At 72.5% G+C, this 15,456-nt stretch carries 14 protein-coding genes and 1 pseudogene; 11 read left to right on the top strand and 4 right to left on the bottom strand.

Translation table 11 applies throughout. The annotated features are described in order from the left end of the window. Positions 1-64: 64 nt before the first annotated feature. The 3 genes from GA0074692_RS32230 to GA0074692_RS32240 form a co-directional block, all read right to left on the bottom strand. A complete protein-coding gene (locus GA0074692_RS32230) occupies positions 65-598 on the bottom strand; it encodes a hypothetical protein (protein WP_245730554.1) in 534 nt (177 codons plus the stop codon). Then, positions 586-1,842 (bottom strand): hypothetical protein, encoded by a 1,257-nt coding sequence (locus GA0074692_RS36625; protein WP_141725463.1) that lies wholly within the window; start codon positions 1,840-1,842, stop codon positions 586-588. The genes GA0074692_RS32230 and GA0074692_RS36625 overlap by 13 nt, the downstream gene beginning before the upstream one ends. Positions 1,843-1,977: 135 nt before the next feature. After that, positions 1,978-2,613 (bottom strand): hypothetical protein, encoded by a 636-nt coding sequence (locus GA0074692_RS32240; protein WP_141725464.1) that lies wholly within the window; start codon positions 2,611-2,613, stop codon positions 1,978-1,980. A 158-nt stretch (positions 2,614-2,771) separates the two neighbouring features. Between GA0074692_RS32240 and GA0074692_RS32245 the strand changes: the two genes are divergently transcribed. The 11 genes and pseudogenes from GA0074692_RS32245 to GA0074692_RS32295 all read left to right on the top strand — a co-directional run bounded on the left by GA0074692_RS32245 (position 2,772) and on the right by GA0074692_RS32295 (position 15,032). Continuing rightward, positions 2,772-4,763, top strand: coding sequence for a TIGR03960 family B12-binding radical SAM protein (locus GA0074692_RS32245; RefSeq protein WP_091651840.1), 1,992 nt, complete (start codon positions 2,772-2,774; stop codon positions 4,761-4,763). A gap of 97 nt (positions 4,764-4,860) precedes the next feature. Further along, positions 4,861-5,667 carry a TIGR03936 family radical SAM-associated protein gene (locus GA0074692_RS32250; RefSeq protein ID WP_091651843.1) on the top strand — a complete coding sequence of 269 codons (807 nt, stop codon included), beginning with the start codon at positions 4,861-4,863 and terminating at the stop codon, positions 5,665-5,667. Positions 5,668-5,801: 134 nt separating this feature from the next. Beyond that, complete coding sequence (locus GA0074692_RS32255) at positions 5,802-8,885, top strand: Rne/Rng family ribonuclease (RefSeq protein WP_091651846.1); 3,084 nt, start codon at positions 5,802-5,804, stop codon at positions 8,883-8,885. Positions 8,886-9,174: 289 nt separating this feature from the next. After that, positions 9,175-9,489 (top strand): 50S ribosomal protein L21, encoded by a 315-nt coding sequence (gene rplU, locus GA0074692_RS32260; protein WP_018787289.1) that lies wholly within the window; start codon positions 9,175-9,177, stop codon positions 9,487-9,489. Between the two features lie 11 nt (positions 9,490-9,500). After that, positions 9,501-9,758 (top strand): 50S ribosomal protein L27, encoded by a 258-nt coding sequence (rpmA, locus tag GA0074692_RS32265; RefSeq protein WP_091651848.1) that lies wholly within the window; start codon positions 9,501-9,503, stop codon positions 9,756-9,758. 117 nt (positions 9,759-9,875) lie between these two features. Further along, positions 9,876-11,335: pseudogene (gene obgE / locus GA0074692_RS32270) on the top strand (GTPase ObgE). Positions 11,336-11,405: 70 nt separating this feature from the next. Next, positions 11,406-11,855, top strand: a complete 450-nt coding sequence (locus GA0074692_RS32275) for a GNAT family N-acetyltransferase (protein WP_091651851.1) — start codon at positions 11,406-11,408, stop codon at positions 11,853-11,855. Between the two features lie 248 nt (positions 11,856-12,103). After that, positions 12,104-13,027 carry a YfjI family protein gene (locus GA0074692_RS32280; protein WP_245730556.1) on the top strand — a complete coding sequence of 308 codons (924 nt, stop codon included), beginning with the start codon at positions 12,104-12,106 and terminating at the stop codon, positions 13,025-13,027. 67 nt (positions 13,028-13,094) lie between these two features. After that, entirely contained in the window at positions 13,095-13,571 is a 477-nt protein-coding gene (locus GA0074692_RS32285; RefSeq protein WP_425413371.1) for a phage holin family protein, read from the top strand. Beyond that, positions 13,568-14,218 (top strand): DUF3618 domain-containing protein, encoded by a 651-nt coding sequence (locus tag GA0074692_RS32290; protein WP_091651854.1) that lies wholly within the window; start codon positions 13,568-13,570, stop codon positions 14,216-14,218. The genes GA0074692_RS32285 and GA0074692_RS32290 overlap by 4 nt, the downstream gene beginning before the upstream one ends. Before the next feature lie 472 nt (positions 14,219-14,690). Further along, complete coding sequence (locus GA0074692_RS32295) at positions 14,691-15,032, top strand: hypothetical protein (protein WP_245730558.1); 342 nt, start codon at positions 14,691-14,693, stop codon at positions 15,030-15,032. Between the two features lie 174 nt (positions 15,033-15,206). Here GA0074692_RS32295 and GA0074692_RS32300 read toward each other — a convergent pair whose 3' ends face one another. Continuing rightward, the gene (locus GA0074692_RS32300) at positions 15,207-15,425 is read right to left on the bottom strand and encodes a DUF397 domain-containing protein (protein ID WP_091651857.1); all 219 of its coding nucleotides are present in this window, start codon (positions 15,423-15,425) and stop codon (positions 15,207-15,209) included. Positions 15,426-15,456 lie beyond the last annotated feature (31 nt).

The raw sequence follows: 15,456 nt of genomic DNA on the forward strand, positions 1-15,456 counted from the left end.
CCTGATTGTGCCCCCAAGGGCGGTTAGGTGTGCCCCGAACGTGAACAGTCGTTCGTGTTCCACGTCACCCTCGGGCCACGATCCGTTCCCGGAAGCTGTCGAGCAGGGCCGCGCTGTCGGTCAGCGAGAGCCGGGTGAAGACCCCGCTGGCGATGCTGCCGTGGTCGGCCCAGGTGCAGACCACCACGTCCGTGGTGTCGGCCCGCCCGACCGCACAGCGCTGGTGCTCGCCGCGTACGTCGGTCTCCACCACCTGCTGCGTGCCCAGCTTGTACTTCGGGGTCAGCCGGGTCAGCTCCTCCTCGGCGTCCGACTCCGGGGTGAATCGGAATCCGGTGCTGCCGAAGACGGTGACGGTCTTGCCCTGCGAGCTGCTGTAGACCCCGGCGAAGACCTCATCGGCCAGCACGTGTTGGGCCTCCAGCTCGGTACGCAGCTCGTTGGCGGTCCGCTCGCTGCGCACGTCGCTCTGGAGCCGCAGGTCGCTGACCTGCGACGGCAGGCTCGCGTTGGCCGGGTACTGCTCCCACATCGGCTTGCCGAACCAGGCGGGGCAGCCGCAGCAGCAGGCGATCGAGAGCAGGGTCAGGACCAGCATCCGGGTCGGCCAGCGGCGCTTCTTCTTCGGCGGCGGCGGGGCGTACCCCTGCGGGGCGTGCCAGTTGGGCGGCGGGGCGACCGGCGGTGGGGCGTGCCGCTGCTGGGGCGGGACGACCGGCGGGGCGGCCGGCCGCGCCGGAGGTGGTGAGACCGGTCGCGCCGCTGCCGGCGGCGGCGCGGAGACCGGCCGGGCCTGCGGCGCGGAGACCGGCCGGGCCTGGGGCGCGGAGACCGGCCGGGCCTGGGGCGGTGAGACCGGCCGGGCCTGGGGTGGGGTGGCGGGCCGGGCCTGCGGCGCCGGAGCCGGCGGGGGAAGGCCGGCGGCGACACCGGCCGGGCGGCCGGGGCGGACACCGGACGCGCGGGCGGCGGCGACACCGGCCGGGCGATCGGGGGCGGCGAGACAGGGCGCGCGACCGGCGGGGGCGCCGGATGCCCGGAGACCGGACTCACCGGCGGCTGCGGGGTGACCGGTGGCGGTGACCAGGCCGGGGCCGGCGGCTCCGGGGGCGTCCAGGCCGGGGCGTCCTGCGGGGCCGGGTACGTCCGGGTCGGTGGCAGCGGCTCGTAACCCGCGTTCAGGTCCCAGCTACCGGTGTCGGCGCCCGCCCACGGGTCGACCGGAGTCTGGTGCTCCGGCGGCTCGACCGGCGGCATGGGCGGCGGGGTCGGCTCGGCGGAGTGGCCCCAACCACGCTTCTTCGGCTTGGGCGGTGGCACCGACGCGGAACCGCTCCAGCGCGGTGCGGGCGGGGCGGGGGTCGGCTCCGCCGCGCCCGCCTCCCGGTCGATCCGGGTGCCGTCGGGCGTCCGGTCCGGGATGACCCGGTCGATCCGGGTGCCCTCGGGCGTCCGGTCCGGGGGGACCGCGTCGATCCGGGTGCCGTCGGGCGCGCGCTGCTCCGGCGGGTCCGCCTCGACCCGGGTGGCGTCGGGCGCATGATCGCCGGGCCGGGCCGGTTCGGCCCGGGTGGCGTCGGGCTCGCGCTCCTCGGTCCGGGTGGCGTCGGGGACGTGTTGCTCCGGCGCGGTCGGGTCGGACCGGTGCGGGGCGGTCGGGCTCTCCCCGGTCGCCGGTTCGTCGGGCTCGCCCGCCGGGCTCTCGACCGTCCGGTCGGTGGGTACGGCGGGAGGTTCGGGCTGGCCGGAAATCACCTGGTCCCGGGCCTCCGTCGCGGACGGTGGTGGGGCCGGCGTGTTCCCGGCGGCCGGCTCTTCTGCTCCCGGCTGCGGCTCCGGCATCGCGGCAATCTCCTCTCGCGCCGTTGCGAGGTTAGTACCGGTAGGCCAACCGGGGCCATTCGCGCCCCCCGTACCCGGGATGTCCGGTACCTACCGACGGTGGCCGGTCCGGCCCGGTCCGGCCGGACCGGCCACCTACCGGGTGGTCGCCGTGGCGCGGAGCCGCTCGAACACCTGATTGGTCAGAGCGATGGTGGTGCTCGGCAGGGCGGCGGCTGCCGAACCGAGGGCGGAGTTGCCCTCGATGGGGCTCACCTCGACCTCGATGCGCAGGTTGCGGTACAGGACGTCGACGGTCGTGGCGTCGTCGGTCTGCCACAGCCGGACGCCGTCCGCCGGCTCCTCGAGGGTGCGAGGGAAGCTCGCGGGCAGCGGGGAGGCAGTTCCGGACAACTGCCGGAAGTCCGCCTTCGGCTTCTCGTACTCCGCCTTGGCGAGCTGAGGCGTGTCGAAGGTGTACACGTTGACCGAGGCGTCGCCGCCCGAGCGACCCGGCTGACCGTAGAAGAGCACCATGCAGCGGAAGAGGCCCGGCTCGTCGAGGGTGACCCGGCCGCCTGGCTTCTTGTCCATCGGGGTCTCGACGAGTTCGCCGAGGAGCGGGGCGACGAGCTTGTAGTCGACCTCGTCGCACAGCCCGGTGCCGACCTGGTACGAGTCGGCGGCGGGAGCCTGCGCCTCGGTCTTCCCGGTGGTTCCACCGGTGCAGCCGGCCAGAACGAGCGGGAGCAGGGACAGGGCGAGCAGTCGACCGGGTACGGTGTTGATCATCGGGGGATTGTGGTCGTCGTCGATCGACCGCACATCGTCCGTTCGGGTCGACCGACCGGGTCCGGCGGGCCCGGTCGGGTGGACGCCGGTGGGCGGGGCGCCGCCCGGTGGACGCCGGTGGGCGAGCGCCGGTGGGCGGGCGCGTACCCTTGGGCGTCATGAGCGTCCCGTCCACCACGCCGCGTCCCACCGTGGCGAACTCCGTCTGGTCCCGGCTGGAGCCACTGCTGCCCCAGGTGACCAAGCCCATCCAGTACGTCGGTGGTGAACTGGGGGCGGTGGTCAAGGACTGGGACGCCGCGACGGTCCGCTGGGCGCTGATGTACCCCGACGCGTACGAGGTGGGCCTGCCCAACCAGGGCGTGCAGATCCTCTACGAGGTGCTCAACGAGCTGCCCGACGTGCTCGCCGAGCGGACGTACGCGGTCTGGCCGGACCTGGAGAAGCTGATGCGGACGCACGGCGTCCCGCAGTTCACCGTCGACGCGCACCGCTCGGTGCGCGGCTTCGACGTGTTCGGCGTCTCGTTCTCCACCGAGCTGGGCTACACCAACCTGCTCAACGCGATCGACCTGGCCGGCATCCCGCTGCTTGCCGCCGACCGTACCGACGCCGACCCGGTGATCGTGGCCGGCGGGCACGCCGCGTTCAACCCGGAACCCATCGCCGACTTCGTCGACGCCGCTGTGCTCGGCGACGGCGAGGAGGCGGTCCTGGAGATCACCGCCATCGTCCGGGAGTGGAAGGCCGAGGGCTCGCCCGGCGGCCGGGACGAACTGCTGCTGCGGCTGGCCCGCACGGAGAGCGTCTACGTGCCGCGCTTCTACGACGTGGACTACCTGCCCGACGGCCGGATCCAGCGGGTCGTGCCGAACCGGGCGGACGTGCCGTTCCGGGTGCACAAGCGCACGACGATGGACCTGGACGCCTGGCCGTACCCGAAGAAGCCGCTGGTCCCGCTCGCCGAGACGGTGCACGAGCGGTACGCGGTGGAGATCTTCCGGGGCTGCACCCGGGGTTGCCGGTTCTGCCAGGCCGGCATGATCACCCGCCCGGTACGGGAGCGGTCGATCACCACCGTGGGGCAGATGGTGCAGCAGGGGCTGGAGTTCTCCGGCTTCCATGAGGTGGGCCTGCTCTCCCTGTCGTCGGCCGACCACTCCGAGATCGGCGACATGTGCTCCGGCCTGGCCCAGCAGTACGAGGGCACGAACGTGTCGCTGTCGCTGCCGTCGACCCGGGTGGACGCGTTCAACATCGACCTGGCCCAGGAGTTGTCCCGCAACGGCCGGCGTACCGGCCTGACCTTCGCCCCGGAGGGCGGGTCGGAGCGGATCCGGCGGGTCATCAACAAGATGGTCTCCAAGGAAGACCTGATCCGCACGGTCGTCACCGCGTACACCAACGGCTGGCGGCAGGTGAAGCTCTACTTCATGTGCGGCCTGCCCACCGAGACCGACGCCGACGTCCTGGAGATCGCGGACATGGCGCACGAGGTGATCAAGGCCGGCCGGGCGGCGACCGGCTCGAAGGACATCCGCTGCACGGTCTCCATCGGCGGGTTCGTGCCGAAGCCGCACACCCCGTTCCAGTGGGCGCCGATGGAGCGGCCGGAGGTCATCGACGGCCGGCTCAAGCTGCTCAAGCAGGCGATCAACGCGGACCGCTCGCTGGGTCGGGCGATCGGCTTCCGGTACCACGACGGCGAGCCGTCGATGATCGAGGGCCTGCTCAGCCGGGGTGACCGGCGGGTCGGCTCGGTGATCCGCCGGGTCTGGGAGAACGGCGGCCGGTTCGACGGCTGGAGCGAGCACTTCTCCTTCCAGCGCTGGGTGGACGCCGCCGCCGAGGTGCTGCCGACGTTCGGTGTCGACCTGGACTGGTACACCACCCGGGAACGGGACGAGTTGGAGGTCCTGCCCTGGGACCACCTCGACTCCGGCCTGGACAAGGACTGGCTCTGGCAGGACTGGCAGGACGCGCTCAGCGAGTACGAGCAGGACGACTGCCGGTGGACGCCCTGTTTCGACTGCGGTGTCTGTCCGGCCATGGACACCGAGATCCAGATCGGCCCGACCGGACGGAAACTGCTTCCGCTCACCCCGATCACCGGTACCGGCCTGCGGGTACCCACCCCGGCGGCCCAGTAGGGACCTTCCCGGCGCGCTCGTCGTGCGCCGGGGAAGGTCCGGGCTGATCATCGAGTTGTCGTCACGGTGCGTGTCACCGACAATGACTCCGTGATCAATGGGTACTGACACTCCGAGGAGCACGAAGATCAACAAGAAACCACAGCCGGAGGGTGGGCAGGCGCCGGTCGTTCAGCGCGTCCGCATCCGGTACGCCAAGCGGGGACCGCTGCGGTTCACCTCGCACCGGGACTTCGCGCGGGCCTTCGAACGGGCACTGCGGCGGGCCGGGGTGCCGATCGCCTTCTCCCAGGGCTTCACCCCGCACCCGAAGATCTCCTACGCCAGCGCCGCCCCAACCGGGGTGGCCAGCGAGGCGGAGTACCTGGAGATCGGCCTGCGCGCCCCGGTCGACCCGGCCGACCTGCGCGTCGCGTTGGACGCCGCGCTCTCGCCCGGTCTCGACGTGCTCGACGCGGTGGTGGCCGACGGCGGCAGCCTGGCCGACCGGATCGAGGCATCCCACTGGTGGATCGAGCTGCCCGGTGTCGACCCGGTCACGCTGCACCGGGCCGTGGACGCCTTCACCGCCGCCGGCGAGGTGCTGGTCGAGCGGATGACCAAACAGGGGCGGCGCACCTTCGACGCCCGAGCCGCCGTGGTCCGGGCCGTGGTCCGGGAGCCGGCGGAGACGCCTTCCGAGGTCACCGGCGTACCGTGTGCGATACTCGAACTGGTCGTCCGGCAGGTCACCCCCTCCGTTCGACCCGATGACGTCCTTTCCGGCCTTCGCGTGGTGGCCGACCTGGAGCCGCCGGTGTCGCCGCGGGTGACCCGGCTGGCGCAGGGCACGTTGACCGCGCAGGGCGCGATCGCGGATCCGTTGGAGGCGGACCGCGACAGGGCAACCATCGTTGAGCGCTGACCGGACATCCGGTCGGTTCTCAGGCAGGCAGACTTCGACGGGCGTGCACCTCGCGTGCCCGCGGAAAAACTTTGCGGCAACCCTGCGTGGCAGCGCTCACCCGCGCCCGGGGCAGCCAGAACTGGAGAACGTCCATGCTCGAGAACGAGCCCGAGGGCGGCGAACGGACCGGCACACAGCCGGCCGGCGAGACCGCCGAGACCACTGACACCCCCACGGCTGACACCGTGGCCCCGCCGACCAAGCGGCGGGCCACCCGGCGCCGGGCCGCCCCGCTGAACCAACCGGAACAGACCGAGGCGCCGGTCGACGCGGCCCTCGGCACCGCCTCGACCAGCGGCGAGGCACCCCAGGCGGAGGTGCTCGCCCCGATCGCCGGTGACCTGGAGGCGGCGGCTCCGAAGGCCACCCGCCGTCGCCGCAAGGCCACCAGCCCGAAGACCGCCGACGAGCCGGCCGTCGCCCCCGAGCCGGCCGTCGCCCCCGAGGCGGCTGTCGTCTCCGAGGCGGCGGAGGCCGGTGCGGAGGTCGTACCGCCGGTCAAGGCGACCCGGACGCGGCGCCGGAAGGCTGCCGTCGAGAGCCCGGCGACCGAGGCCGCCACCCCGGCTCAGGCCGAGGCGACCGCGCAGGCCGCGGCGGTGCAGGCCCCGACGGCGGAGAGTGTGCCGGCCGGGGAGAAGCCGCCGACGAACGTGCCGGCGGCGGAGAGCGTGCCGGGCGGGCCGGCGGAGGCGACGGACGAGGAGCCGGCGGCAGAGGCCGCCGAGGAGAACGTCCCGGACGTGACGGCCGGAGCCCCGACCCCACCGACGGTCAGCGGTGCGGTCCCGCCGGGGCCGGCGGTGTCCGCCCCGGCCGAACCGCCGGCCGCGCCCGAGGAGAAGCCGACCCGCCGTCGTCGGGCCGCGCTGACCGCGCCGACCGTGCTCTTCATGGCCCCGGAGCCGGAGGCGGTGCCCGTCCGGGTGGCTCCGCCGGCTGAGGAGGCCGCCGCCGAGGAGGCCCCCGAGACCACCCGTCGCCGTCGCCGTGGCCGCCGTGAGGTCGAGCCGGTCGAGGTTGAGGTCGAGGTCGAGGAGGAGCCGACCGTCGAGGTCGAGGACGAGGCCGCCGAGGAGGAGGACGAGGACGACGAGACCGCCAGCGGGCGTCGTCGTCGCCGTCGGGGCCGTCGGGGCCGGGGCCGTGGTCGGGGCGGAGCCGACGAGGCCGAGGACGAGGAGGCCGAGGAGTCGGCCCACGCCGACGAGGAGACCGAGACCGAGGCCGAGGCCGAGGCCGAGACGGACGAGGAGGACGAGACCGCCGACGGGCTGACCCGTCGTCGTCGCCGCCGTCGTCGGCGCGGTGCGGGCGAGGTCGAGACGACCGCGGACGACGGTGTCCCGACGGTGGTCAAGATCCGCGAGCCGCGCAAGACCGTCGACGAGGTGCAGGGCGTCTCCGGCTCGACCCGGCTGGAGGCGAAGCGCCAGCGCCGCCGCGACGGCCGGGAGCAGCGCCGGACCCGACCGCCGATCCTGAGCGAGTCGGAGTTCCTGGCCCGCCGCGAGGCCGTCGACCGGGTGATGGTGGTCCGCCAGCGGGGTGACCGCACCCAGATCGGCGTCCTGGAGGACGGCGTCCTGGTGGAGCATTACGTCACCCGCAACTCGTCCGGCACCATGGCCGGCAACGTCTACCTGGGCCGGGTGCAGAACGTTCTGCCCAGCATGGAGGCGGCCTTCGTCGATGTCGGGCGGGGTCGCAACGCGGTCCTGTACGCCGGCGAGGTGAACTGGGACACCACCGGCCTGGAGGGGCGGGCCCGGTCGATCGAGCAGGCGCTCAAGTCCGGCGACTCGGTGCTGGTGCAGGTCACCAAGGACCCGATCGGGCACAAGGGCGCCCGGCTGACCAGCCACATCGCGCTCTCCGGCCGGCACCTGGTCTACGTGCCGAACGGCAACGCCTCCGGCATCAGCCGGAAGCTGCCGGACACCGAGCGCAAGCGGCTGCGGGACGTGCTGAAGAAGCTGGTTCCGGACGGCGCGGGCGTGATCGTCCGGACCGCCGCCGAGGGGGCCAGCGAGGACGAACTGGCCCGGGACGTCAAGCGGCTCCAGGCGCAGTGGGAGGACATCCAGGCCAAGGCCGCCGAGGGCGGCGCCCCGGTGCTGCTCTACGAGGAGCCCGACCTGGTCATCCGGGTGGTGCGGGACCTGTTCAACGAGGACTTCCGCGAGCTGGTGATCGAGGGCGACGGGGCGTACGACGTGGTCGAGTCGTACCTGTCGCACGTCTCGCCGGACCTGGTCGAGCGACTGCGCCGGCACACCGGCGCCGCCGACGTCTTCGCCACGTACCGCATCGACGAGCAGATCCTCAAGGGGCTGGACCGGAAGGTCTTCCTGCCCTCCGGCGGCCACCTGGTCATCGACCGGACCGAGGCGATGACGGTGGTGGACGTCAACACCGGCAAGTACACCGGCGCCGGCGGGAACCTCGAGGAGACGGTCACCCGCAACAACCTGGAGGCAGCCGAGGAGATCGTCCGCCAGCTCCGGCTGCGGGACATCGGCGGCATCGTGGTCATCGACTTCATCGACATGGTGCTGGAGTCGAACCGGGAGCTGGTGCTGCGCCGGCTCACCGAGTGCCTCGGCCGGGACCGTACCAAGCACCAGGTCACCGAGATCACCTCGCTGGGGCTGGTGCAGATGACCCGGAAGCGCATCGGGGCGGGGCTGCTGGAGGCGTTCAGCGAGAACTGCGAGTGCTGCAAGGGCCGGGGCCTGATCATCCACACCGAGCCGGTGCCGGAGAAGCCGCGTCCGGGCGGTGCGGGGGAGAAGACCAAGGTGGTCGCCGCGACGACTCCGCCGGCCGCTCCGGCTGCCGCTCCGGCCGCCGCCGAGCAGAACGGCGCGTCGACGCGCCGGCGGGCGCGCAAGTCGGCCGCGCCGGAACGGAGCACCGTCGAGGTGGAGGTGACCGAGCAGCCCTCGGTCGACCCGTACCACGACACGATGGGCTACGACCTGTCCCGGTACGAGGCCGACACGGCCGCCGCCCCGGCGGTCGCCGACGCCCAGCGCGGCGATTCCGCCCGGCTCGCCGCCCCCGACGACCCGGACGCGCTGGTCGACGGGGAGACCGACGACGAACTCGCCGAGGCGGGCGGTGGACGCCGTCGCTCCCGGCGGGGTGGCGCGCGGCGGCGTACCCGGCCGTGACCGGCCGCTGAACGCGTAGCTGGGGTGACAGGGCCCCGCTCCCGGTGATCGAGCCGGCGGGCGGGGCCCTGTTCCTGTGCCCGGACGGCTCCGGTCGGGGCTGAGCCAGCCGGTGTCCCACGCAGGTACAACCCCAATTTGGGGCTGTCCCAACCCATGGCGTACTCTTGCCTGCGGCGTACTTTGGTGCGCCGAGTTCTCGCTGCCCGAGCCGCCGCGCCCTTCGACGCCCGGCGAGCCGCCGCGGGAACGACCGCCAGCAGCCTCAACGACAGGGAGTCCGCCTCCGATGTACGCGATCGTCAAGACCGGCGGCAAGCAGTACAAGGTCGCCGAGGGCGACGTGATCGAGGTCGAGAAGCTCGCCGGTGCCCCCGGCGACGCGGTGAAGCTCACCGCGGTGCTCCTCGTCGACGGTGACGACCTGGTGACCGACGCGGCCAAGCTCGCCAAGGTCGCAGTGTCCGGCGAGATCGCCGCGCACACCAAGGGCCCGAAGATCCGGATCCACAAGTTCAAGAACAAGACCGGCTACCACAAGCGCCAGGGTCACCGCCAGCCGCTGACCCAGGTCAAGGTGACCGGCATCTCCAGCGGGAAGTAGGTCGTCCTCCAATGGCTCACAAAAAGGGTGCGTCCAGCTCGCGTAACGGTCGTGATTCCGCGGCCCAGCGGCTCGGCGTGAAGCGCTTCGGTGGTCAGGTCGTCAGCGCCGGCGAGATCATCATCCGGCAGCGGGGCACCAAGTTCCACCCGGGTGACCTGGTCGGCCGCGGCGGAGACGACACGCTCTTCGCGCTGGCCGCCGGTGCGGTCCAGTTCGGTACCAAGCGCGGTCGCAAGACCGTCAGCATCGTTCCGGCTGGTCAGTAGTCTTCCGACGAAGCGGGCCGGGGACCTGGTGTCCCGGCCCGCTTCGTCTTTTCGCGTCCGGCGGTGTCCCGGACGTTCCATGCGCGGGGGAGGGTCCTCGCGGAGAGGATCGATGACATGACGATGTTCGTGGACCGGGTCGTCCTGCACCTGCGGGCGGGTGACGGCGGGCACGGCTGTGTCTCGATCCACCGGGAGAAGTTCAAGCCCTTCGGTGGCCCGGACGGCGGCAACGGCGGGCACGGCGGCAGCGTCTCGCTGGTCGTCGACCCGCAGGTGCACACCCTGCTCGACTTCCACTTCCGCCCGCACGTCAAGGCCGACAACGGCAAGGGCGGCGCGGGCTCGAACCGGGACGGGGCCAACGGCCGTGACCTGGTGATCAAGGTGCCCAACGGCACCGTGGTGCAGACCGCCGACGGCACCGTGCTCGCCGACCTGGTCGGTGCCGGCACCACGTTCGAGGCGGCCCGGGGTGGCCGGGGTGGCCGGGGTAACGCCTCGCTGGCCAACGCCCGGCGCAAGGCCCCCGGCTTCGCCGAGCTGGGCGAGCCCGGCGACCAGCTCGATGTCGTCCTGGAGCTGAAGAGCGTCGCCGACGTCGGACTGGTCGGCTACCCGTCGGCCGGCAAGTCGTCGCTGATCTCGGTGATCTCCGCAGCCAAGCCGAAGATCGCCGACTACCCGTTCACCACGCTGGTGCCGAACCTCGGCGTGGTCCAGGCCGGCGAGCGCACCTTCACCGTCGCCGACGTACCGGGCCTGATCCCCGGCGCGGCCACCGGCAAGGGGTTGGGGCTGGAGTTCCTCCGGCACATCGAGCGCTGTTCGGTGCTGGTGCACGTGGTCGACACCGCCACCCTGGAGCCGGGGCGGGACCCGGCGGCCGACATCGACACCATCGAGGCGGAGCTGACCGCGTACGGGGGCTGGAGGACCGGCCCCGGCTGATCGTGCTGAACAAGGTCGACGTGCCGGACGGGCGGGACCTCGCCGAGATCGTCCGGCCGGACCTGGAGGTCCGTGGCTGGCCGATCTTCGAGGTCTCCGCGGCCACCCGGGAGGGGCTGCGCGAGCTGACCTACGCGATGGCGGAGCTGGTGGAACAGACCCGGCAGGCCGCGCCGCCGGTTGAGCCGACCCGGATCGTCATCCGGCCGCAGGCGGTCGACGATGCCGGCTTCACCATCGAGGCGCAGCCCGACGGCTCGTACGTGGTGCGCGGCACGCGTCCGGAGCGCTGGGTGCGGCAGACGAACTTCGACAACGACGAGGCGGTCGGCTACCTCGCCGACCGGCTGGCCCGGCTCGGCGTCGAGGACAAGCTCGCCAAGGCCGGCGCGCAGGCCGGCGACCTGGTGCGGATCGGGGAGCGCGAGTTCGACTGGCAGCCCACCCTCTACGCCGGGGTCGACTTCGTCCCCGGCAACCGGGGCACCGACATCCGGCTGGAGGAGAAGTCGACCCGGGTCTCGACGGCCGACCGGCTCGCCGCGCGCAAGGCCCGCCGGCAGCGCCCGGCCGACGAGATCGAAGCCGGTCCGGCCGAGGGCGACGAGAGCGACGACGCCGAATAGCTGGCTACGCTCCCTGACCGGGTCGACCGCTGGAAACCTAGGGGAAATCCGGTGGTCCTAGCGTGACGGAATGCTGATCCAGATGCGCCCCGCCAGCGACCCCGAGATCGCCGCGCTGATCGCGGCGCAGCAGTGGGAGTTGCGGGAGGCCCACGGGGGACTGGCGGGCCAGGCCACCGAGACCCGGGACGACGTCCGCTACCTGGCGGTCGTGGTCAACGGGCGGGCGGTGGCCTGCGGTGGCATCCAGGCGCTGGACAGCGGCACCGGTGAGATCAAGCGAATGTACGTCCGGCCGGCGTTCCGGGGTCGCGGGATCGGCCGGCAACTGCTGGTCGCCCTCGAGGAAGTGGCCTTCCAACAGGGACTCCACACTCTCTGCCTGGAGACCGCGACGTATCTGCCGGCCGCGATCGCGCTCTACACCTCCGGCGGGTACGCCTCGGTGCCGCTCTTCGGGGAGTACGTCGGCAAGGCGTACAGCGTCTGCTTCGCCAAGCGCCTTCCGCTGGCCGCCTGAACTCCCGAGTTTTCACCGTCCGTAGTCGTCTCGGCCGTGCGGGGTGAGCTGGTCGGGGTGAGCCGGTCGGTCGTGGGCGTGCCGACCGGCCACTGTGTCTCGGGCGACGACAGCGCGGACGGAACCCGTGAAGAAAGAAGGCATGGAGCCGTAAGCCAGGGGTAGGTCAGTAGACAGCCGACGAGAAAGCCGGCGTACATCCCCAGCTGAACCGCGACGAGTCTATCCCAGCGGACGGAAGGCAGACCATGACCTACGATCCGGCAACCACCTCGAATCACGGCTACGGATACGAGCCGCAGAACGGCACGTACGGATCGCACACCGCCACGTACGAGTCGCACAACGGAATCGAGTCGCACAACGGAACGTCGACGTCGGACAATGGCGTACGCGAGCAGGCCCGGCAGGTCGGAGCGGAGGCCGCCCAGGCGGGCGGCGCGGTCGCGCACACGGCCAGGGAACAGGGCCGGGAGGTGGTCGACGAGGCCACCCGACAGGCCCGCAACGTCTACGGCGAGGCCCGCAGCCAGCTCGCCAGCCAGGCCAGTGACCAGCAGCGACGCGCGGCGGGCGGCCTACGGTCGCTGGCCGACGAGATGCGCTCGATGGCGCACCAGGGCGGGCAGGCCGGTCCGGTGACAGAACTCGCCCACCAGGCCGCCGAGCGGGTGCACGGCGTCGCCAACTGGCTCGACGAACGTCAGCCGGGTGACCTGCTGCACGAGGTCCGCGACTACGCCCGCCGCAACCCCGGCACCTTCCTGGTGGGCGCGGCCGTGCTCGGCGTCCTCGCCGGCCGGCTGACCAGGAACATGGCCGCCACCGACAGCGGCCAGCACGCGATGAACGGGCATCGGGCCTACCAGCCGGTCGCGGACCTGGACCGCACCGCGGTGCTCCCGCCCGCCGGCTACCCGATGCCCGACCCGGGCTACGCCGACCCGATGACCGACGGCTACCACCAGTCCCCGCGCCCGGGCGGCTACGCCGATCCCATGCCGTCCAGCGGCTACGCCGATCCCATGCCGTCCAGCGGCTATGCCGACCCCATGCCGTCCGGCGGCTACGCCGACCCCATGCCCCCCAGCGGTACCGGCCGGCCGCTGCCGCCGGTCGACCAGACCGACCCGCTGCCGGGCGTCCCGTCGAGCGGGTTCACCCGCCCGTGAAGCCGCTGACCAGCCGGCGCGTCCCCGGCGGGGCGCGGGCCGGCGCGCACGGAAAGGAGCCGGCGGCGTGAGCATGCCGACGCAGGGGTACGACCCCGCCCAACAGCCCACGATGAACCTGAACGGGCACTCCCGCCCGCACACCGCCGAAGAGGTCACCGGGCGTTCGGTCGGCGACCTCATGCGGCAGGTCACGGCCGACCTCTCCACGCTGATGCGGCAGGAGGTGGAGTTGGCCAAGGCCGAGATCCGCGAGGAGGGGAAGAAAGCGGGCAAGGCCGCCGGATTCTTCGGCGGAGCCGGCTTCGGCGGCTACATGGTGGCCCTGTTCCTCTCGCTCGCCCTCTGGGGCGGCCTGTCGAACGTGATGGACGCAGGCTGGGCGGCACTGATCGTCGCCGTCCTCTGGGGCGTGGTCGCCGCCGTCCTCTACTCGATGGGCAAGAAGAACGCCGAGCGCGTACGCGGTCTGAAGCGCACGAACGACACCGTGCACCGGATCCCGGGCGCCTTGAAGCCCCACCCGGAGGGAGTGACCCGATGAGCACCGATCCCGACCAGATCCGCCGCGAGATCGAAGCCACCCGCAACAACCTGAGCTCCGATGTGGACGCGCTGGCGTACAAGGTCAGCCCGAGCCGCATCGTCGACGATCGCAAGCAGCGGGCGCGCGACGCCCTGCAGAATGTGAGGGACAAGGTGATGGGAACCGCGTCTGACCTCGGACACACCGGCGGGCACGCCGCCCACTCGGTCACCGACCGTGCCTCCTCGGCGGCGTCCAGCGTCGGGCACGCGGCGCACTCGGCCGCCTCGTCCGTGCAGGACGCGGCGCACCGGGCACCGCAGACGCTGCGGCACAAGTCCCAGGGAAATCCGCTGGCCGCCGGCCTGATCGCCTTCGGCGTGGGCTGGCTGGCATCGTCGCTGCTGCCCGCCACCGACCGGGAACAGCGGGCCGCCACGCAGGTGAAGGAGAAGGCCCGGGAGCACTCCCACCTGGTCACCGACAAGCTGGGCGAGGTCGCCGGGGAGATGAAGGAGCAGCTCCGCGAACCGGCGACGCGGGCCACCGAGTCGGTGAAGTCGACTGCCCAAGAGGCCGCGCAGACGGTCAAGGACGACACCAAGGCCGCCGCGCACGACGTGAAGGACCAGGCACAGTACGCGCGCGAACAGGTTCGGCACTGACCAGCCGTACGGACCCGTACACCGCGGCTCGCGGCCACCCCGGCACCACCCGCCGGAGGTGGCCGCGAGCCGTTTCCGTCGCCGCCCGTGCGCTGACCTTCTTGTGGTTGGTTGGTAGCAGGGGTCCCCTGTTACCGCCTTTTGCCGAGCAGGGGACCCCTGCAACCACCTCAGCGGGGCCGGGTGTCTGGCGCGTACGCCAGGGTCCCGGATGTCCTCCAGCACCACGGGCCTTTTTCGTGCGCGGGTGTTCGCACAGGCTGTGATCGAGGTGAGGCATTGGTGCTCTCGGTGTCGGTTCTCGTGTCACACGGCACCTCGCCGGTCTGGAGCCGATGGGTTTCCTCGGTTGTGGGGTGTGGGCCAGCCGCGGATGGGTTCGCTGGCTCCTCCCCGTCGGCCCGGTTCCTGCTTGGCTGGGTGGACCGGCGGCAGGGTACGGCGGCCGGTGCCGGTGAGGGGAAGGGGCGGCATGAAGGACAACAGGTCACCACGGTGGCGGGCGGACGGGCGGCGGGTACCGTCTCCGCCTCGGCTCTACACCGCGCATCTCGCCTTCGAGGCGGCGCACCTGACCGAGGCACGCGAGCGGGCGGTGGAGTACGCGGAGGCGCTCAGCCTGCTCCGTCCCGAGCTGGCCCTCGGCGCCGCCGCCTGCTCCCCGGCCGGGGCCTGGCACCGCGCGGAGCCGCTGTTCTGCGGGTCGGTCGGCCCGGACGAGGAACGGTGCGCCGACGTGGCCGGCCATCCCGGCTTCCACCACGCCCCCGGACCAGGTGGCCTCGGCTGGGGCGACGGTGACGGCGACCGCTGAGACCAGGAAGGCTGCGACGGCCGGGGGCGACGGCGATGGCTGGGGTGACGGGCGACGGTGACCGCTGGGGTGACGGCGAACGCTGACCGTCCGGACCGGGCGGCGTGGGGCTTCCGCGAGCCGGGACCCCACGCCGTACGGTCGTCGATCGGATGTCTGACCCGCGCGGAGGCGTCAGTCCAGGTCGAACTCGCCATCCTGCGCGCCGGCGACGAAGGCGTCCCACTCGTCCTGGGTGAAGACCAGGACGGGGCCGTCCGGCTCGGCCGAGTTGCGCATGCCGATCAGGTCGTCGACGAAGGCGACCTCGACCGCGCTGTCGGAGGTGTCCCCCTCGGCGCGCTGCCAGACGGCCCGCGACAGGTCGAAATCGCCCTTGGGGTGCTGACCCATTGTTGCTTCCTCCAGTGCCGAGTGTAATGGG

This window comes from Micromonospora pallida, assembly GCF_900090325.1.
Taxonomy (GTDB): domain Bacteria; phylum Actinomycetota; class Actinomycetes; order Mycobacteriales; family Micromonosporaceae; genus Micromonospora; species Micromonospora pallida.